Source organism: Streptomyces sp. RB17 (assembly GCF_009604455.1).
GTDB lineage: Bacteria > Actinomycetota > Actinomycetes > Streptomycetales > Streptomycetaceae > Streptomyces.
Genome location: NZ_WEGL01000001.1, coordinates 645,027 through 661,247 on the forward strand (window position 1 = coordinate 645,027; position 16,221 = coordinate 661,247).

Consider the following 16,221-nt stretch of genomic DNA (forward strand, 5'->3'; position numbering starts at 1 on the left):
CTGGCCAGATCCGCACCACGCCAGGGAGCGCACCGTGACCCCGTCGCACACGATCCTCGGAGAGGAACCGGAACACCTCACCCCCGCCGCGCGCTGTCAGGCCCAGGTCGACCCGCTCGCCGCGCTGCGCCGGCCCGGGGACCCGCCCTGGGACGTCTATCTGACGGGCACGGTCTTCCTCGACATCATCTTCACCGGGCTGGATTCGGCACCCGTGCGTGGCACCGAGTCCTGGGCCCGGGGCATGGGCTCCAGCCCCGGCGGGGTCGCCAACATGGCCACGGCGCTGGCCCGGCTCGGGCTGCGGACCTCCCTGGCGGCTGCCTTCGGGGACGACCACTACGGCGAGTACTGCTGGGACGCGCTCGACCGGGGCGAGGGCATCGATCTGTCGCGGTCGCGGACCGTGCCCGGCTGGCACTCGCCGGTGACGGTGTCGATGGCGTACGAGGGTGAGCGGACGATGGTGTCCCACGGGCACGAGCCGCCGCCGGAGGCCGTGCTCATCCAGGAGGGGGCCGCGCAGTGCCCGCCACGCGCGCGTGCGGCCGTGGCCTCTCTGACGCCCGGTACGCACGCGCCGTGGATCGCGCAGGCCGCGCGGGCGGGGACGCGGATCTTCGCCGACGTGGGGTGGGACGACACGGGGGCGTGGGATCTGGCCGGGCTCGCCGATCTGGAGCACTGCGAGGCGTTTCTGCCGAACGCGGAGGAGGCGAAGCGGTACACCGGGGCCGACTGTCCGCGGCTCGCCGCGCATGCGTTGACCGAGTACGTGCCGGTGGCCGTGGTGACGCTGGGGCCGGAGGGGGCGTACGCCGTGGACCGGCGGACGGGGGAGGCGGCGGAGGTGCCGGCGATCGCCGTGGAGGCGCTGGATCCGACGGGGGCGGGGGACGTCTTCGTCGCCGGGTTCGTGACGGGGTCGCTGGCGGGGTGGCCGCTGGCGGACCGGCTGGCCTTCGCCGGGCTCACGGCGGCGCTGTCGGTGCAGGAGTTCGGGGGGTCCCTGTCGGCGCCGGGGTGGTCGGAGATCGGGGCGTGGTGGCGTCGCGTTCAGGCCCTTCCCGGGCAGGATCCGGCGGCGTTGCAGAGGTATGCGTTTCTCGAGGGGCTGGTGCCGGAGGAGCTGGACCGGCCGTGGCCCTTGCGCCGTGCCGTGCCGACCATCGGGTTCCGTCGGTCCAGCTGACGTCCAGGGGGCTTCGCCCCCTGGACCCCCGTTCGCCCACCCGTCTCGGGCGGCTGAGAGGTGGCCCTCGGGGGGTCGCCGCTCGGTCGGCCGAGAAGTCACCCGTTCGAAAAGCCCTACGGGCTTGTCTGTGCACCGTCGTACCCTGGAATCGCGAGGCCGCCCTCAGCTACGCGGCCGTGACGAGGAGGAAGCGCAGGCCTTCAGCGCCGGCCCATGACACAGACACCCACAGCTCACACCACCCCCGCGCAGGAGCAGGCGAGAGCGCAGTTCACCGTCCCCGCCCAGCACCCCATGGTGACCGTGCTGGGTTCCGGCGACTCCCTCCTGCGTGTGATCGAGAGGGCCTTCCCGGGGGCCGACATACACGTCCGGGGCAATGAGATCAGCGCGGTCGGCGACCCTGCCGACGTCGCCCTCATTTCGCGCGTGTTCGACGAGATGATGCTGGTGCTCCGCACCGGGCAGCCGATGACGGAGGACGCAGTGGAACGCTCGATCGCCATGCTCAAGGCGAGCGAGAACGGGACGAGCGACGGGCCTGAGACCCCGGCGCAGGTACTGACGCAGAACATCCTGTCCTCGCGGGGCCGGACCATCCGCCCCAAGACCCTCAACCAGAAGCGGTACGTCGACGCGATCGACAAGCACACCATCGTGTTCGGCATCGGACCGGCCGGTACCGGCAAGACCTACCTGGCCATGGCCAAGGCCGTACAGGCCCTGCAGTCCAAGCAGGTCAACCGGATCATCCTGACCCGGCCGGCCGTGGAGGCGGGGGAGCGGCTCGGATTCCTGCCGGGCACGCTGTACGAGAAGATCGACCCCTACCTGCGCCCGCTGTACGACGCGCTGCACGACATGCTCGACCCCGATTCCATCCCGCGGCTCATGGCGGCGGGGACGATCGAGGTCGCGCCGCTCGCGTACATGCGTGGCCGGACCCTCAACGACGCCTTCATCATCCTGGACGAGGCCCAGAACACGAGCCCCGAGCAGATGAAGATGTTCCTCACCCGCCTCGGCTTCGACTCGAAGATCGTCATCACCGGTGACGTGACCCAGGTCGACCTGCCGAACGGCACCAAGAGCGGTCTGCGGCAGGTGCAGGAGATCCTGGAGGGCGTCGAGGACGTCCACTTCTCCCGGTTGTCGTCCCACGATGTCGTACGGCACAAGCTGGTGGGCCGTATCGTCGACGCGTACGAGCTATACGACAGCAAGTACGGCACCGAGAACGGCACCCACAAGGGCGGCCGGGGCAAGTCCGGCGCCAAGGGCTCCAAGGGGAAGTAGACCAGCACGACCATGTCGATCGACGTCAACAACGAGTCCGGAACCGAGGTCGACGAGCAGGCGATCCTCGACATCGCCCGCTACGCACTCGCGCGGATGCGCATCCACCCGCTCTCCGAGCTCTCGGTGATCGTCGTGGACGCCGACGCCATGGAGCAGCTGCACATCCAGTGGATGGACCTGCCCGGGCCGACCGATGTCATGTCGTTCCCGATGGACGAGCTCAGGCCGCCGTCCAAGGACGACGACGAGCCGCCGCAGGGGCTGCTCGGCGACATCGTGCTGTGCCCGGAGGTCGCCGCCAAGCAGGGGACCGAAGCCCCGACGCAGCACTCCATGGACGAGGAGCTTCAGCTGCTCACCGTCCATGGGGTGCTGCACCTGCTGGGATACGACCACGAGGAGCCCGACGAGAAGGCCGAGATGTTCGGGCTCCAGGCCGCCATCGTGGACGGCTGGCGGGCCGAGCGCGGGCTGACCGGGCCGTCCCCGGCGCCGACCGTCTCGTAAGCGGCCCGCATGTCTCCGCAGATCGTGATCGGCGCGATCGCGCTGGTCGTCGTCGCCTGGCTCGCCGCCTGCGCGGAGGCGGGCATCGCCCGGATGTCCAGCTTCCGCGCCGAGGAGGCCGTCAAGTCCGGCCGCCGCGGCAGCGCCAGGCTCGCCCAGATCGCCGCCGACCCCACCCGCTATCTGAACGTGGCCCTGCTGGTCCGCGTCGCCTGCGAGATGGCGGCCGCGGCCCTCGTGACCTACGCCTGCCTGGAGGAGTTCACCGCCACCTGGCAGGCCCTGCTGATCGCCATCGGCGTCATGGTCCTGGTGTCGTACGTCGCCGTGGGTGTCTCGCCGCGCACCATCGGCCGCCAGCATCCGCTGAACACCGCGACCGCGGCGGCGTACGTGCTGCTGCCGCTGGCCCGGATCATGGGACCGATCCCGTCCCTGCTCATCCTCATCGGTAACGCCCTCACCCCCGGCAAGGGCTTCCGCCGCGGCCCGTTCGCCTCCGAGGCGGAGCTGCGCGCGCTGGTCGACCTCGCCGAGAAGGAGTCACTGATCGAGGACGAGGAGCGCCGCATGGTGCACTCGGTCTTCGAGCTGGGCGACACCCTCGTCCGCGAGGTCATGGTGCCGCGCACCGACCTGGTCACCATCGAGCGCTTCAAGACCATCCGGCAGGCCCTCACCCTCGCCCTGCGCTCCGGGTTCTCCCGGATCCCGGTCACCGGTGAGAGCGAGGACGACATCGTCGGGATCGTGTATCTGAAGGACCTGGTCCGCAAGACGCACATCAGCCGGGAGGCGGAGGGCGACCTGGTCTCCACCGCCATGCGGCCGGCCGCCTTCGTGCCGGACACCAAGAACGCCGGTGACCTGCTGCGCGAGATGCAGAAGGAACGCAACCACGTCGCCGTCGTCATCGACGAGTACGGCGGCACCGCCGGCATCGTCACCATCGAGGACATCCTCGAGGAGATCGTCGGCGAGATCACCGACGAGTACGACCGTGAACTCCCCCCGGTCGAGGACCTCGGCGACGACCGCTTCCGGGTCACCGCCCGCCTGGACATCACCGACCTCGGCGAGCTGTACGGCCTGGAGGAGTACGACGACGAGGACGTGGAGACCGTCGGCGGACTGCTCGCCAAGGCCCTCGGCCGCGTCCCCATCGCGGGCGCGTCCGCCGAGGTCGAGCTGCCCGACGAGCGCCGGCTGAAACTGACCGCCGAGGCCGCGGCCGGACGCCGGAACAAGATCGTCACGGTCCTGGTGGAACCCGTACCCGTGCCGGCCGCCGAGGAGGCGAAACCCGAGTGACGCCCGAGAAGCTGCGCGCCTTCTGCCTGTCCTTCAACGCGGCGGTGGAGGACTTCCCGTTCAACCCGGAGACCTCGGTCTTCAAGGTGCTGGGCAAGATGTTCGCCCTGACGAACCTGGGCGCGCGGCCTCTCACGGTCAACCTCAAGTGCGACCCGGAGGACGCGGTCAGGCTGCGCGAGGAGCACGAGGGGCTGATCATCCCCGGGTACCACATGAACAAGCGGCACTGGAACACCGTGACCGTCGACGGCCAGCTGCCGGACCGGCTGGTGAAAGAGCTGATCGAGGACTCGTACGACCTCGTCGCCGCCGGCCTGCCCCGGGCGGAGCGGCTGCGGCTGGACCGGGCGTAATTCCGTTGCCGGGGCGGGTGGTGAGGGGTCGCCCCTGCGCCCCCGTGAGCGTGGCGGTGTGACCTCTCCCTCCGCTGGAGTGGCAAGGAGCTGCAGGGGCGGCTCGATGTCGCTGCGGGAGATCGAGGCGCGGGGGTACGAGGGGGTCGTCGGCCGGTGCATGGACAGTTCCGGGCACATGAGCGCCCGGACCATCGCCTGTGTGGTTGAGCTGACCGACGCGGCGATGCGGGTCGCGTGCACGGCAACAACCTCGTGACTCCGCTCCCCACCTGAAAGAGAGGGCTTCCAACCCGAAGGTTGCGGTCCAGCCCGAACCGACCTCGTGCGGGGTGCCAAGACCCCACCAGATCGGGGAAGTTGGCGGACACCCCGTATCGGGCGCCCGATGGCCTCAAGTCCGGGCTGAACAACGTGGCCGCGCCGCAGGGGGAGCCGTTCTCGCAGCCGCCGCCCGGGCGATACCGGTCCGGGGGCACGACGACTGGCGGCGCCACCCGGAGATCCGCGACCTCACTCTGGACGCCGAGGGCGCCTGGACCCGGCTCGACGGGGACGGTGACGTCGACGTCGAGGGTCGGCTGATCGGAGGGTGCGTCGAGACCCTCGCCCCTCTCGCGGGGACGCCGTACCTCGACACCTCGCGGTTCGCCGGGGACGAGCCGCTGCTCGTCTACGTCGAGGCGTGCGAGGACAACGCGTACACCATCTGCCGTCATCTGCACGGCATGCGCCTCGCCGGCTTCTTCGACCGCGCCGCCGCCGTCCTGGTCGGCCGCACCCGCGCCCCCGCAGGCCGCACCCTCACCCAGCACGAGGCCGTGCTCGACGCGCTCGGCCCGCTCGGGGCGCCGATCGTCGCCGATGTCGAGTGCGGGCATGTCGCCCCCTGCCTTCCCCTGGTCAACGGCGCGCGCGGCCGTGTGGTGCACACGGCCGCGCGGAGCGAGATCGTTCAGACCCTGGACTGACGCCGGCCCTGGCGCAGGCCCAGGCCGACCAGTACGGCGGCGGCCAGGACGATCGCCGCGTCCAGGACGAGGACCGTGTGGACGCCGGTCAGCAGGTCGTGGGACGTGGTGGCCAGGACGCCCAGCAGCGGGATGCCGACCGTGATGCCGACCTGCTGGGTGGAGGTCACCAGGCCGGTGGCCAGGCCCTGCTCCTCGTCCGGGACGCCGGAGGTGACGGTCAGGCCGTACGAGATGATCGCGCCCAGGTGGAACATGCTGGCCAGGGACACGGCGGCCGTGGCGAGCCAGACCGACCAGGTGTGGGCGTTCAGCAGGAGCAGCGTCGCGATCAGCGCGCCCTGGCCGGTCAGCGAGCCGACCAGGGTGCGGCGGGCGCCGAAGCGGCCGATGACCTTCGGGGCGAGGGTGCCGGCGACGGCCGACAGCACGCCCTGGACGCCGAAGACCAGGCCCGTCTCGAAGGCCGACAGGTGCAGTATCTCCTGGAGGTACAGGGTCAGGACGAAGATGACGGTGGACATCATCGAGAAGGTGACCAGACCGCCCACGTTCCCCCAGGCCACCGTGCGGCGGCGCAGCATCGGCAGGGAGACGAGCGGGGCGGCCGTACGGGACTCGACGACCGTGAACGTGGCCAGCAGGAGCACGCCGGCGATCAGCCCCGTGACGACGTCGGGGCGGCCGAAGCCGTGGTCGGCGGCCGTGGACAGGGCGTAGATCAGGGACAGCAGACCTGCGGTGACGGTGAGCGCGCCGGGCACGTCCAGGCGCGGCCGCTCCGGGGTGCGCGACTCCGGCAGCAGGCCCGGCGCCAGCGGCAGCACGATCAGCGCGAACACCGACAGCAGGGCCATCGTGGAGCGCCAGCCGAGCGCGTCCGTCAGCACGCCGCCCGCGATCATGCCGACGGTGAAGCCCAGTGATAGCAGCGTGCCGGAGATGCCGAGGGCGCGGTCGCGGGCCGGGCCCTCCGGGAAGGTGGTGGTCAGCAGGGACATGCCCGTCGGGACGATCGCCGCCGCGCCGAGGCCCTGCAGCGCGCGTCCGGTGAGGAAGGACGCCGGGTCCCAGGCCAGGGTCGCCAGCAGCGAGGCCGCGCCGAACAGGGCCAGGCCGGTCAGGAACAGTCTGCGGCGGCCGTACAGGTCGCCGATACGGCCGAAGAGGAGCAGGAAGCCGCCGGACGGGAGCGCGAACGCGGTGACCGCCCACTGCAGGGCCGAGCGGCTCATGCCGAGGTCGGTGCCGAGTGCCGGCAGGGCCACGTTCAGGACGGAGAAGTCCAGCGCGACCATGAACTGGGCGGCGCACAGGACGAACAGGACGAGCTTGTCACGCGTCGACAACCGGGGCGGCCGGGAGGTGTCGAGTGTCGAGCCCGCGGTGGGGGTGGACTGGGTGGTGGTGTCGATCGCCATGTCCTGAGCTTCGGGCGCGCGGAACACCGGTGGGGAGTCGGAACTTATGGTGGTGGTGGCACCACCAGACACGACGGGGCCCATCACGACGGGGCCCATCATGACGGGGGAGGAACGGTACGTGCCTGCTGTTGAGGCGACGAGGAGTCACCGGCGCGAGGAGCTGCGCGAGTTCCTGATCAGCCGACGGGCCCGGGTCAGCCCCGAGGAGGCCGGGCTGCCCGTCGGCGGCGGCCGGCGCCGTACGCCCGGACTGCGCCGGGAGGAGGTCGCGGTGCTCGCCGGTGTGGGCGCCTCCTGGTACCAGTGGCTGGAGCAGGGGCGGGAGATCTCCGTCTCCCCGCAGGTGCTCGACGCCGTCGCCCGCGTGCTGCGGCTGAGCGACGCCGAGCGCCGGCATCTGTACCTGCTGGCCGGGATGAACCCGCCGGCGCCCGAAGTGGCGCCCGAGCGGAAGCGGGCGAACTGCGACGGGCTGCGGCGGCTGATCGACACCTGGATGCCGTATCCGGCGCACATCATGGATGCGTACTACAACTGCGTGATGTACAACGACGCGGCCGCGATCGTGCTCGGCATGCGGCCGGACAACACGCAGAACTGTCTCGTCGACTTCTTCGCCGACCCGCTGTACCGCGCGCGCAGCCACAGCTGGGAGCAGAACGCGCGGACGGTCGTGGCACAGTTCCGCGCGGCGTGTGCGGCACGGCCGGACGACGAGGGCTTCCGTGCGGTGCTCGACGAGGTGAGCGAGGCCAGTGCCGAGTTCCGGGAGATGTGGGCCGAGCGGGACATCGAGGACCAGGGGCAGATCCGCAAGGAGCTGGAGCATCCGCTGGCCGGGCTGCTGGTGGTGGAGTCGACCGTGATGAAGGTGCCGGCCCGGCCCGATCTGATGATCGTGCTGCACACTCCGCTGGAGGAGGCGAACACCGCGGCGAAGCTGGAGTGGCTGGCCTCTCCGGAGGGGCGGCGGGGCGCGATGTACCCCGTGGCGGGGTGACGGGGCTCGGGCTTCGTATGCTCGGGGCATGACCGAGAGCAACGCGCTTGACCCCGAGGACCGCAAGATCGTGACCCTGGCCCGTTCCGTGCGGGTCCGTAACGGTGTGCCGGAGGGGGCGGCCGTACGGGACGAGACCGGGCGCACGTATGCCGCCGGGTCGGTCGCGCTGCCCTCGCTGAAGCTGAGCGCGCTCCGTACTGCCGTGGCCATGGCGGTGGCCTCGGGGGCTACGTCGTTGGAGGCGGCGGCGCTTGTGACGGAGGCGGAGTCTGTGGCGGCCGAGGACCTGGCTGCTGTTGCCGACCTCGGGGGTGCGGGGACGCCGGTGTTGCTGGCCGGGGCCGACGGTGCTGTGCGGGTGACCGTCTCCGCAGGCTGACGTACCAGGGGGCCCCGCCCCCTGGGCCCCCGTTTGCCACCCGCCCACCCGTCTCGCTCGGCCGAGAGCGCACCGACCGAAAGGTCGGCCGGATTTCAACCTTGTCGCCGTCTTGCACTCGCGCATCAATAAAGCCGTACCTTTCCGACGGGTCGTCAGATCCGCACCCGCCCGTCGGTGTCCCCCCACATCGCACTCCCCACAGGGAAGGGAAGCGGATCCCCATGAGAGGCAAGCGCACGACCACGGGTGCGGCACTGGCCGCCGGGGCCCTCGCGGTCACCGGTCTCGCCTTCGCACCCTCCGCGGCCGCCGTCACCCCACAGTCGGCGACCATCACCGCGAGCTGCGGCGTCTTCGGCGGCGGCGCGGCCACGCTCACCGCCACCCAGAGCGGTACCTCGGCCACCATCACCCTCACCTCCTCCGCGATCACCGCGCCGGTCGCGGTCGCGCAGGACTCCATCTCCTCCACCCTCACCCTGGCCAAGGCCGGTGGCGGATCGGTGGTGTTCAGCGGGACCAAGAACCCCGCCATGAACACCGGCGACTCCGTCAGCGTCGGCCCGCTCCCCGGCACCGTCGCCTCCGGTGACAGCCTGGACGCCTACGGCGGCTCGCTGAAGATGGTGATCTTCGGGGTCACCGTGACCTGCACGGCGAACGGCCCGCAGTCGCCCGGCCCCTTCGTCTTCGACTGATCCCGCCGGCCTGCCGAACTGAGCGATCTGTTCCGGATGCCGCAGAAACCGACGAGAACTGATGATCCGTCAGGTTTCTGCGGCATCTCCATTGACTTCTCACTTCCGCTCCACATCAATGCCCCCTGTCGGCGCAGACGATCCGCTGCGCCCGCAACCCTCAGGAGGGGGCCCCATGGGTTCCACACCCCCAAGACCACGAAGATCCCGACGGTGGCGCTGGGCGTCCCTGTTCGGGGCGACCGCGCTCGCGGTCGCCGCGGGCGGCCCGCTGGCCTGTCCGGCCGGTGCCGCCGGCACGAACGTGGACTTCGCCACGCACTGCATCCCGCCCGCCGTCGCGGGCATCCCGCCGATCGACGGCACCACGACCGCCAACGTGTCGGTGGACAACGCCGATCCCAAGGTCGGCGACACCGTCACCGTGACCTACACCGTGGTGACGGCCGCCGCGAGCAACCCCACCGACCTCGCCCTGCCCGCCGACATCATGACCCCGACCGGGAAGGTCACCCTCGGTGGCGCCCAGACGGGGGACGTGACCGTCGCCGGGCCGAAGAAGAACCCGCCGGTGCCGGGGAAGGCCGCGTTCCCGTCCTTCTCCATGACCGGCACGTTCACCGTCACCAAGGCCGGGCAGATCACCCTCTCGCCCGGCGACTACAACATCCACACCAGCTACATCCTCGAGCTGGACACCCCGTGCACGGTCACCAACCCGCCCGCCCCGGTGTCGCAGACCGTCACCGCGACCGACGGCACTCCGGCCAACACCCGGGCCATCTCGCTGAGTTCGGCCTCCGGTGACCCCGGCGCCAGTGTCACGGTGAACGGGACGAACTTCACGCCGGGCGCCACCGTCACCCTGGCCGGGCGCTCCGGGGACCGGCAGACGGCCGACACGGCCACCGTGACCGCGAACGCCCAGGGTTCCTTCAGCGGTTCGCTGGTCGTCAATGACAAGACGACGACCGGGATCGTGGCCTACGAAGACGGTTCCTGGAGTGCGGACAAGGGCGCCGGGCCCGCGGCCTACGCCGTCGACGACAACACCCCCGCCCCGCCCGGCAGCCAGAAGCTGACCACCACGGTCAAGGCGGGCACGCTGTCCATGTCCCAGGCCGGGGACTCCGTCGCGCTGTCGGCGGTCGACTTCGGCAAGGGCGGGGCCTCGACGGGCAAGCTGCAGACGGTGACCGTCCAGGACTTCCGCGGCGGGCCCGCGGGCTGGTCCCTGACCGGCAAGGTCACCGACTTCACCGGTCCCGGCGGCACGATCGGCGCCGGGAAGCTGAGCTGGACACCCGCGTGCGCGACCAAGGCGGGCAGCCCCAGCACCTGCAAGGCCGGCTCGGCGGGCGCCGTGAGCTCCTCGGGCGCGACCCTGGCGTCCACCTCCGACGGCACGCTCACCGGCGGCGAGTTCACCGTCGACGCCGGGCTCTCCCTGGACGTGCCGGCGTTCACGCCTCCGGGCGCGTACTCCGGCGTGCTCACGCTGACGCTCACCTGAGCGTGCGGGCGTCCGCACCCGCCCGTTCCCCCGTCTCCCATCCGTGCCCGTCCGTGGGGGTCCGCACCCATGCGCAAGCTGTACGTCCTCCTCCTGGGCCTGTTGCTGGCATGGCAGGCCACACCCGCCCACGCCGCCGACAACGGCAGCTGGTCCGTCTACCCGGTCGCCTCGAAGATCGCCGCGCGGCCCTACTTCTACCTCTCCGCCGACCCCGGCCAGACCCTCACCGACAAGGTCGCCGTCCAGAACAGGACGGGCGGGCCGCTCACCTTCCGCCTCTACGCGGCCGACGCCTACAACACCGCCCGGGACGGCGGTTTCGCCGTACGCACGCTGAAGGAGCGGATGCTCGGGGTGGGTGCCTGGGCGCGGCTCGCGAAGTCCCGGATCACCGTGCCCGGCCACAAGACCGTCACCGTGCCCTTCACCCTGCGCGTGCCCGACGGGGCCGAACCCGGCGACCACCCCGGTGCGATCGTCGCCCTGGACGAACGTGTCGATCCCGGCGGCGGCTCCTTGGCCCTCGGCGTGCAGCGGGCCGTCGGCGCCCGTGTCTACCTCCGGGTCAGCGGGCCCACGCTGCCCGCGCTCTCCGTCGGACAGCTGCACATCAGCCACCACCAGCCCCCGATCCCGGGGTTCGGCACCGGCACGGCGACCGTCTCCTACACCCTGCGCAACACCGGGAACGTCACTCTCGATCCCAAGGTGGAGCTGAAGGCACGCGGGCTGTTCGGCCGTACACTGCTCGACCGCGAGCTGACCCGGGTGCCGTCCGAGCTGCTGCCGGGGCAGTCGGTACGGCTCACCGAGACCTGGCGCGGAGCGCCCCAACTCGACCGGACGGACGTGACGTTGAGTGCGAGCGCGCCCGGCACCCGGCAGTCGGCGAGCGCCGCCTTCCTCGCACTGCCCTGGCTGGTCGCGGCGCTGGTGTTCGCCGCGGGCCTGGCGGCCGGGATGCTGCTGGTCAGAGCGCGTCGGGGCCGCGTTCGCCGGTCCGCACGCGGACGACCGTCTCCACGGGTACGGCCCACACCTTCCCGTCCCCGATCTTTCCCGTCTGTGCGGCCCTGACGATCGCATCGATCACGGGTTCGGCGTCCGCGTCCTCCACGACGACCTCGATGCGCACCTTCGGCACCAGGTCGACCCGGTACTCGGCGCCCCGGTACACCTCGGTGTGGCCGCGCTGCCGGCCGTAGCCGCTCGCCTCGGTCACGGTCAGACCGTGCACACCCAGCTCCTGCAGGGCGGTCTTGACCTCGTCCAGACGGTACGGCTTGACGATCGCGGTGATGAGCTTCATGCCTGGGTGTCGACCTTCTGCGTGCTGATGCCGGTGAGGACGGAGTGGGAGACCGGGGCGCCGTGGCCCAGGACCCCGTGATCGTAAGCCGTCTCGGCGTGCACCGTAAGGTCCAGGCCGGTGTGCTCCTGCTCCTCGCTCGCGCGGAAGCCCAGCGCCTTGTCGAGCAGCTTGCCGAGGCCGTACGTCACCGCGAAGGCGTACACGGCCACGACCACCACGGCGAGCGCCTGCTTGCCGAGCGGGGCGAGCCCGCCGCCGTAGAAAAGGCCCTCGGTGCCGCCGGTCATCGCCTTCTCGGCGAACAGGCCGATCAGCAGGGTGCCGATGACGCCGCCGACCAGGTGGACGCCGACGACGTCCAGGGAGTCGTCGTAGTTCAGCCTGAACTTCCAGCTCACCGCGTAGGAGCAGACGACACCGGCGGCGAGGCCGACGACCAGTGCGCCGAGCAGGGACACCGTGCCGCAGGACGGGGTGATCGCGACCAGGCCGGCGACCGCGCCGGAGGCGGCGCCCAGGGTGGTGGGGTGGCCGTCCCGCTTCTGCTCGACGAACAGCCAGCCCAGCAGGCCGGTGCAGCCGGCGGCCAGGGTGTTGAGGAAGGCGGCCGCGGCGAGGCCGTTCGCGCCGAGCGCGCTGCCCGCGTTGAAGCCGAACCAGCCGAACCAGAGCAGACCGGCGCCGAGGATCACCATGGGCAGGTTGTGCGGCCGCATGGCGTCCTTCTTGAAGCCGAGCCGGGGCCCGAGGACCAGGCACAGGGCGAGACCGGAGGCGCCGGAGGTGATCTCGACGGGCAGACCGCCCGCGAAGTCGAGCGCGCCGAGCGCGTTCGCGATCCAGCCGCCCGGTCCCCACACCCAGTGCGTGATCGGAACGTATACGAGGAGGGTCCAGACGGGGACGAAGACCAGCCACGCCGAGAAGTTCGTCCGGTCGGCGACCGCACCGCTGATCAGCGCGGCCGTGATGATCGCGAAGGTGAGCTGGAAGGTGGCGAAGAGGAGGGTGGGGACCGTGCCGTGCACGCTGCCGGGGCCGAGGTGCGCCATTCCGGCCTGGTCGAGTCCGCCGATGAGCCCGCCGAACGCGTCGTCGCCGAAGGCGAGGGAGTAGCCGGCCGCCAGCCACACCACCGTGACCAGGGCGATCGACACGAAGCTCATCATCAGCATGTTGAGGACGCTCTTCGTGCGGACCATGCCGCCGTAGAACAGGGCCAGACCCGGCGTCATCAGCAGGACGAGGGCGGTCGCGGCGAGCAGCCAGGCGGTGTCGCCGGTGTTCACGTGCGCGGCGGCGAAGGTCACGGGCGTCTCCAACGGGTGGGCGGGCTCGTCAGAGGGTCACCGGTGAGCGTTTCCGGATGCGTACAGGTGTGTTTCCGTGACGTTTCATTGCCTGAGGGTTACCGAAACCTCACGGTACGGCGGGGCTCGAGGATCAGGGACAATGAACGGCATGAGCGTTCGTACCCCGTCATCCGAAGAGCCGGCCGAGACCGTCCACCGCGCCGGCTTCGCCTGCTTCGTGGGCCGTCCCAACGCGGGCAAGTCCACCCTCACGAACGCTCTGGTCGGGCAGAAGGTGGCGATCACCGCCAACCAGCCGCAGACGACGCGGCATACGGTGCGCGGGATCGTGCACCGTCCGGACGCCCAGCTGATCCTGGTGGACACCCCGGGGCTCCACAAGCCGCGCACGCTGCTCGGCGAGCGGCTCAACGACGTCGTACGGACGACGTGGGCCGAGGTCGACGTGATCGGCTTCTGTCTGCCGGCGAACGAGAAGATCGGTCCCGGTGACCGCTTCATCGCCAAGGAGCTGGCCGGGATCCGGAAGACCCCGAAGGTCGCCATCGTCACCAAGACCGACCTGGTCGACTCCAAGACCCTCGCCGAGCAGCTGATCGCCATCGACCAGCTCGGCAAGGACCTGGGCATCGAGTGGGCGGAGATCGTGCCGGTGTCGGCGGTGGGCGCCAAGCAGGTGGACCTCCTGGCCGACCTGCTGATCCCGCTGCTGCCCGAGGGCCCGGCGCTCTACCCCGAGGGTGACCTCACGGACGAGCCCGAGCAGGTCATGATCGCGGAACTGATCCGCGAGGCCGCGCTGGAGGGCGTGCGGGACGAACTGCCGCACTCCATCGCCGTGGTCGTGGAGGAGATGCTCCCGCGCGAGGACCGCCCCGCGGACCGTCCCCTGCTGGACATCCACGCCAACGTCTACATCGAGCGCCCCAGCCAGAAGGGCATCATCATCGGCCCCAAGGGCAAGCGCCTGAAGGAGGTCGGCATCAAGTCCCGCAAGCACATCGAGGCACTGCTGGGGACGCCGGTCTTCCTGGATCTGCATGTCAAGGTGGCGAAGGACTGGCAGCGGGATCCCAAGCAGCTGAGGAAGCTCGGCTTCTAACCGACAGCGCCCTGTGGGGCCATGTCCTGCAACCCCACCACCCTGAGCAACTGCAGCCGCTCGTACGACTCCGTGCCCGGGCGGGCCGTGTGGAGGACGAGGTGGTGGCGGTGGTCGGCGGACAGCAGGACCTCGCAGTCGAGTTCCAGGAGGCCCACCACCGGGTGCCGGAAGCGTTTGGTCGAGCTGCGGCGTACCGCCACCTCGTGGGTCTCCCACAGGCAGCTGAACTCCTCGCTGGCGGCGCGGAGTTCGGCGACCAGGGCGGTCGGCTCGGGGTCGTCGGGGCGGGCGGCGGCCACCGCGCGCAGGTTCGCCACGTGCTGGCGCGCGTGTTCCGGCCGGTCCTCCGGCGGGAAGATCTCGCGCGCCGCCGGGTCCAGGAAGTAGCGCCGGACCAGATTGCGCTCTCGCGCCGGGCGGGCCAGCACGTCTCCTGACAGCGCCCGCGACAGCGCGTTCTGCGCCAGCACCTCGCCGCAGTCCGTCACCACCAGCGCCGGCGCGTCGTACAGCCGGTCCAGGACCAGCAGCAGCCCGGGACAGACATGGGCCGACACCCTGTCGCGGCGCGGCGGCTCCTCGCCCGACAGATGGAAGAGGTGGTCCCGCTCGTCGTCGGTCAGACGCAGCGCCCGGGCCAGTGCCGTGAGCATCTGGCGGGACGGGCGCGGGCCCCGGCACTGTTCCAGCCGGGTGTAGTAGTCGACCGACATGCCGGCCAGCGACGCCACCTCCTCCCGCCGCAGGCCCGGGGTACGGCGGCGGGCGCCGGGCGCGAGCCCCACGTCGGTCGGGTCCAGCCGGGCACGGCCACGGCGCAGGAAGTCGGCGAGTTCGGCTCGGTTCACCTCTTCAGGGTGGAGCAGAAGGCAGGGGTTATCCAGGGAGTGCCGATCCCCTGATCGGGAGGTCTCTCCCGCACCTCGCGGCCCCGTCCGACAGTGGTGGCACCGGACCGAGAGGAGCAGAACATGCTGACACTGGTGACGGGCACGACGGGACAGGTCGGCCGGCGCTTCGTACCCAGGCTGCTGGCGCAGCGACAGCCGGGCGAGCAGGTACGGGTCCTGGTGCGGGACGCGGCGCGCGGCGATGCCTTCGCGGACCTGGGCGCCCAGGTCGCCGTCGGCGATCTGCGGGACGACGAGACGCTCGGCAAGGCGCTCACCGGAGTGGACGCGGTCGTGAACATCGCGGCGTCCTTCCGCGGGGTGCCGGACGAGGAGGCGTGGGCCGTCAACCGGGACGCGGCCGTGGCCCTGGGCCGCGCCGCGCTCGCCTCGGGCGTACGACGCTTCGTGCAGGTCAGCACCGGACTCGTGTACGGCGTCGGGCGGGGCCGCCCGCTGACCGAGGACGACGAGACCCGGCCCGGCGGCGCGATGTGGGGCGCCTACCCCGAGTCCAAGGCGGCGGCCGAACGGGAACTGCTCGCGCTGGAGGGCATGGAGGTGCGGGTCGGCCGGCTGCCCTTCGTCTACGGCGACGGCGACCCGCACCTCGCCCAGTCCCTGCGCTGGGCCGCGCACTGGGCGTCCACCCAGCGGCTGCACATGGGCCACCACGCCGACGTCGCCCAGGGCCTGCTGCGCCTGCTGTACGCACCGGCGGTGAGCGGCCCGGTCTACAACATCGCCGACGACGCCCCGGTCACGGCGGTCGACCTGCACCGGCTCAACGGCGCCGAGCCGCCCGCCGACATGCACACCCGGACCGACCCCGACCCGTGGCTGGGCATCATGTCCACCGAGCGGATCCGCCGGGACCTCGGTTACCGGCCCCTCCACCCCACAGTCTGGTCGGCCCGTGACGCCGGAGTTCTCTGAGCC

The 16,221-nt window shown here is 71.3% G+C and carries 18 protein-coding genes; 14 read left to right on the top strand and 4 right to left on the bottom strand.

Annotation, left to right across the window (positions count from 1 at the left end; genetic code table 11):
* Nucleotides 1–34 precede the first annotated feature (34 nt).
* The 7 genes from SRB17_RS02935 to SRB17_RS02965 all read left to right on the top strand — a co-directional run bounded on the left by SRB17_RS02935 (nucleotide 35) and on the right by SRB17_RS02965 (nucleotide 5,639).
* Entirely contained in the window at nucleotides 35–1,192 is a 1,158-nt protein-coding gene (locus SRB17_RS02935) for a carbohydrate kinase family protein (protein WP_416237016.1), read from the top strand.
* A 216-nt stretch (nucleotides 1,193–1,408) separates the two neighbouring features.
* Nucleotides 1,409–2,491: a PhoH family protein gene (locus tag SRB17_RS02940; RefSeq protein ID WP_153534313.1), complete on the top strand. Its 1,083-nt coding sequence runs from the start codon at nucleotides 1,409–1,411 to the stop codon at nucleotides 2,489–2,491.
* A gap of 12 nt (nucleotides 2,492–2,503) precedes the next feature.
* A complete protein-coding gene (ybeY, locus tag SRB17_RS02945; protein ID WP_076091713.1) occupies nucleotides 2,504–3,001 on the top strand; it encodes an rRNA maturation RNase YbeY in 498 nt (165 codons plus the stop codon).
* A gap of 9 nt (nucleotides 3,002–3,010) precedes the next feature.
* Nucleotides 3,011–4,312, top strand: coding sequence for a hemolysin family protein (locus SRB17_RS02950; protein WP_153534315.1), 1,302 nt, complete (start codon nucleotides 3,011–3,013; stop codon nucleotides 4,310–4,312).
* Nucleotides 4,309–4,668 (top strand): MmcQ/YjbR family DNA-binding protein, encoded by a 360-nt coding sequence (locus tag SRB17_RS02955; RefSeq protein WP_323374887.1) that lies wholly within the window; start codon nucleotides 4,309–4,311, stop codon nucleotides 4,666–4,668. The genes SRB17_RS02950 and SRB17_RS02955 overlap by 4 nt, the downstream gene beginning before the upstream one ends.
* A 106-nt stretch (nucleotides 4,669–4,774) precedes the next feature.
* Entirely contained in the window at nucleotides 4,775–4,927 is a 153-nt protein-coding gene (locus tag SRB17_RS02960) for a hypothetical protein (protein WP_153534317.1), read from the top strand.
* A gap of 73 nt (nucleotides 4,928–5,000) precedes the next feature.
* On the top strand, nucleotides 5,001–5,639 hold the full coding sequence (locus tag SRB17_RS02965; RefSeq protein ID WP_416237017.1) for a hypothetical protein: 639 nt from the start codon (nucleotides 5,001–5,003) through the stop codon (nucleotides 5,637–5,639).
* Here SRB17_RS02965 and SRB17_RS02970 read toward each other — a convergent pair.
* Nucleotides 5,624–7,060 (bottom strand): MFS transporter, encoded by a 1,437-nt coding sequence (locus SRB17_RS02970; RefSeq protein WP_153534320.1) that lies wholly within the window; start codon nucleotides 7,058–7,060, stop codon nucleotides 5,624–5,626. The two genes, SRB17_RS02965 and SRB17_RS02970, sit on opposite strands and share 16 nt — an antisense overlap.
* A 100-nt stretch (nucleotides 7,061–7,160) precedes the next feature.
* Between SRB17_RS02970 and SRB17_RS02975 the strand changes: the two genes are divergently transcribed.
* The 5 genes from SRB17_RS02975 (at nucleotide 7,161) to SRB17_RS02995 (ending at nucleotide 11,739) form a co-directional block, all read left to right on the top strand.
* A complete protein-coding gene (locus tag SRB17_RS02975; RefSeq protein ID WP_153534322.1) occupies nucleotides 7,161–8,063 on the top strand; it encodes a helix-turn-helix transcriptional regulator in 903 nt (300 codons plus the stop codon).
* Between the two features lie 28 nt (nucleotides 8,064–8,091).
* The gene (locus tag SRB17_RS02980; RefSeq protein WP_153534323.1) at nucleotides 8,092–8,445 is read left to right on the top strand and encodes a cytidine deaminase; all 354 of its coding nucleotides are present in this window, start codon (nucleotides 8,092–8,094) and stop codon (nucleotides 8,443–8,445) included.
* A 224-nt stretch (nucleotides 8,446–8,669) separates the two neighbouring features.
* Entirely contained in the window at nucleotides 8,670–9,146 is a 477-nt protein-coding gene (locus SRB17_RS02985) for a hypothetical protein (protein WP_153534325.1), read from the top strand.
* Nucleotides 9,147–9,321: 175 nt separating this feature from the next.
* Nucleotides 9,322–10,659, top strand: coding sequence for a beta-xylosidase (locus tag SRB17_RS02990; RefSeq protein ID WP_153534326.1), 1,338 nt, complete (start codon nucleotides 9,322–9,324; stop codon nucleotides 10,657–10,659).
* Between the two features lie 69 nt (nucleotides 10,660–10,728).
* Entirely contained in the window at nucleotides 10,729–11,739 is a 1,011-nt protein-coding gene (locus SRB17_RS02995) for a WxL protein peptidoglycan domain-containing protein (RefSeq protein ID WP_153534328.1), read from the top strand.
* Here SRB17_RS02995 and SRB17_RS03000 read toward each other — a convergent pair.
* Both SRB17_RS03000 and SRB17_RS03005 read right to left on the bottom strand, forming a co-directional pair.
* Nucleotides 11,633–11,971, bottom strand: a complete 339-nt coding sequence (locus tag SRB17_RS03000) for a P-II family nitrogen regulator (RefSeq protein WP_069780986.1) — start codon at nucleotides 11,969–11,971, stop codon at nucleotides 11,633–11,635. The two genes, SRB17_RS02995 and SRB17_RS03000, sit on opposite strands and share 107 nt — an antisense overlap.
* Nucleotides 11,968–13,284 (bottom strand): ammonium transporter, encoded by a 1,317-nt coding sequence (locus SRB17_RS03005; RefSeq protein WP_323374888.1) that lies wholly within the window; start codon nucleotides 13,282–13,284, stop codon nucleotides 11,968–11,970. Before SRB17_RS03005 ends, SRB17_RS03000 begins: the two co-directional genes overlap by 4 nt.
* 151 nt (nucleotides 13,285–13,435) lie before the next feature.
* Here SRB17_RS03005 and era point away from each other — a divergent pair, with 151 nt between their 5' ends.
* Nucleotides 13,436–14,389: a GTPase Era gene (era, locus tag SRB17_RS03010; RefSeq protein ID WP_153534333.1), complete on the top strand. Its 954-nt coding sequence runs from the start codon at nucleotides 13,436–13,438 to the stop codon at nucleotides 14,387–14,389.
* Here the strand turns inward: era and SRB17_RS03015 are convergent.
* On the bottom strand, nucleotides 14,386–15,240 hold the full coding sequence (locus SRB17_RS03015) for a helix-turn-helix transcriptional regulator (RefSeq protein WP_323374889.1): 855 nt from the start codon (nucleotides 15,238–15,240) through the stop codon (nucleotides 14,386–14,388). The two genes, era and SRB17_RS03015, sit on opposite strands and share 4 nt — an antisense overlap.
* 123 nt (nucleotides 15,241–15,363) lie before the next feature.
* On the opposite strand from SRB17_RS03015, the gene SRB17_RS03020 reads away from it, so the two are divergent.
* Nucleotides 15,364–16,218, top strand: a complete 855-nt coding sequence (locus SRB17_RS03020) for an NAD-dependent epimerase/dehydratase family protein (RefSeq protein WP_153534335.1) — start codon at nucleotides 15,364–15,366, stop codon at nucleotides 16,216–16,218.
* Nucleotides 16,219–16,221 lie beyond the last annotated feature (3 nt).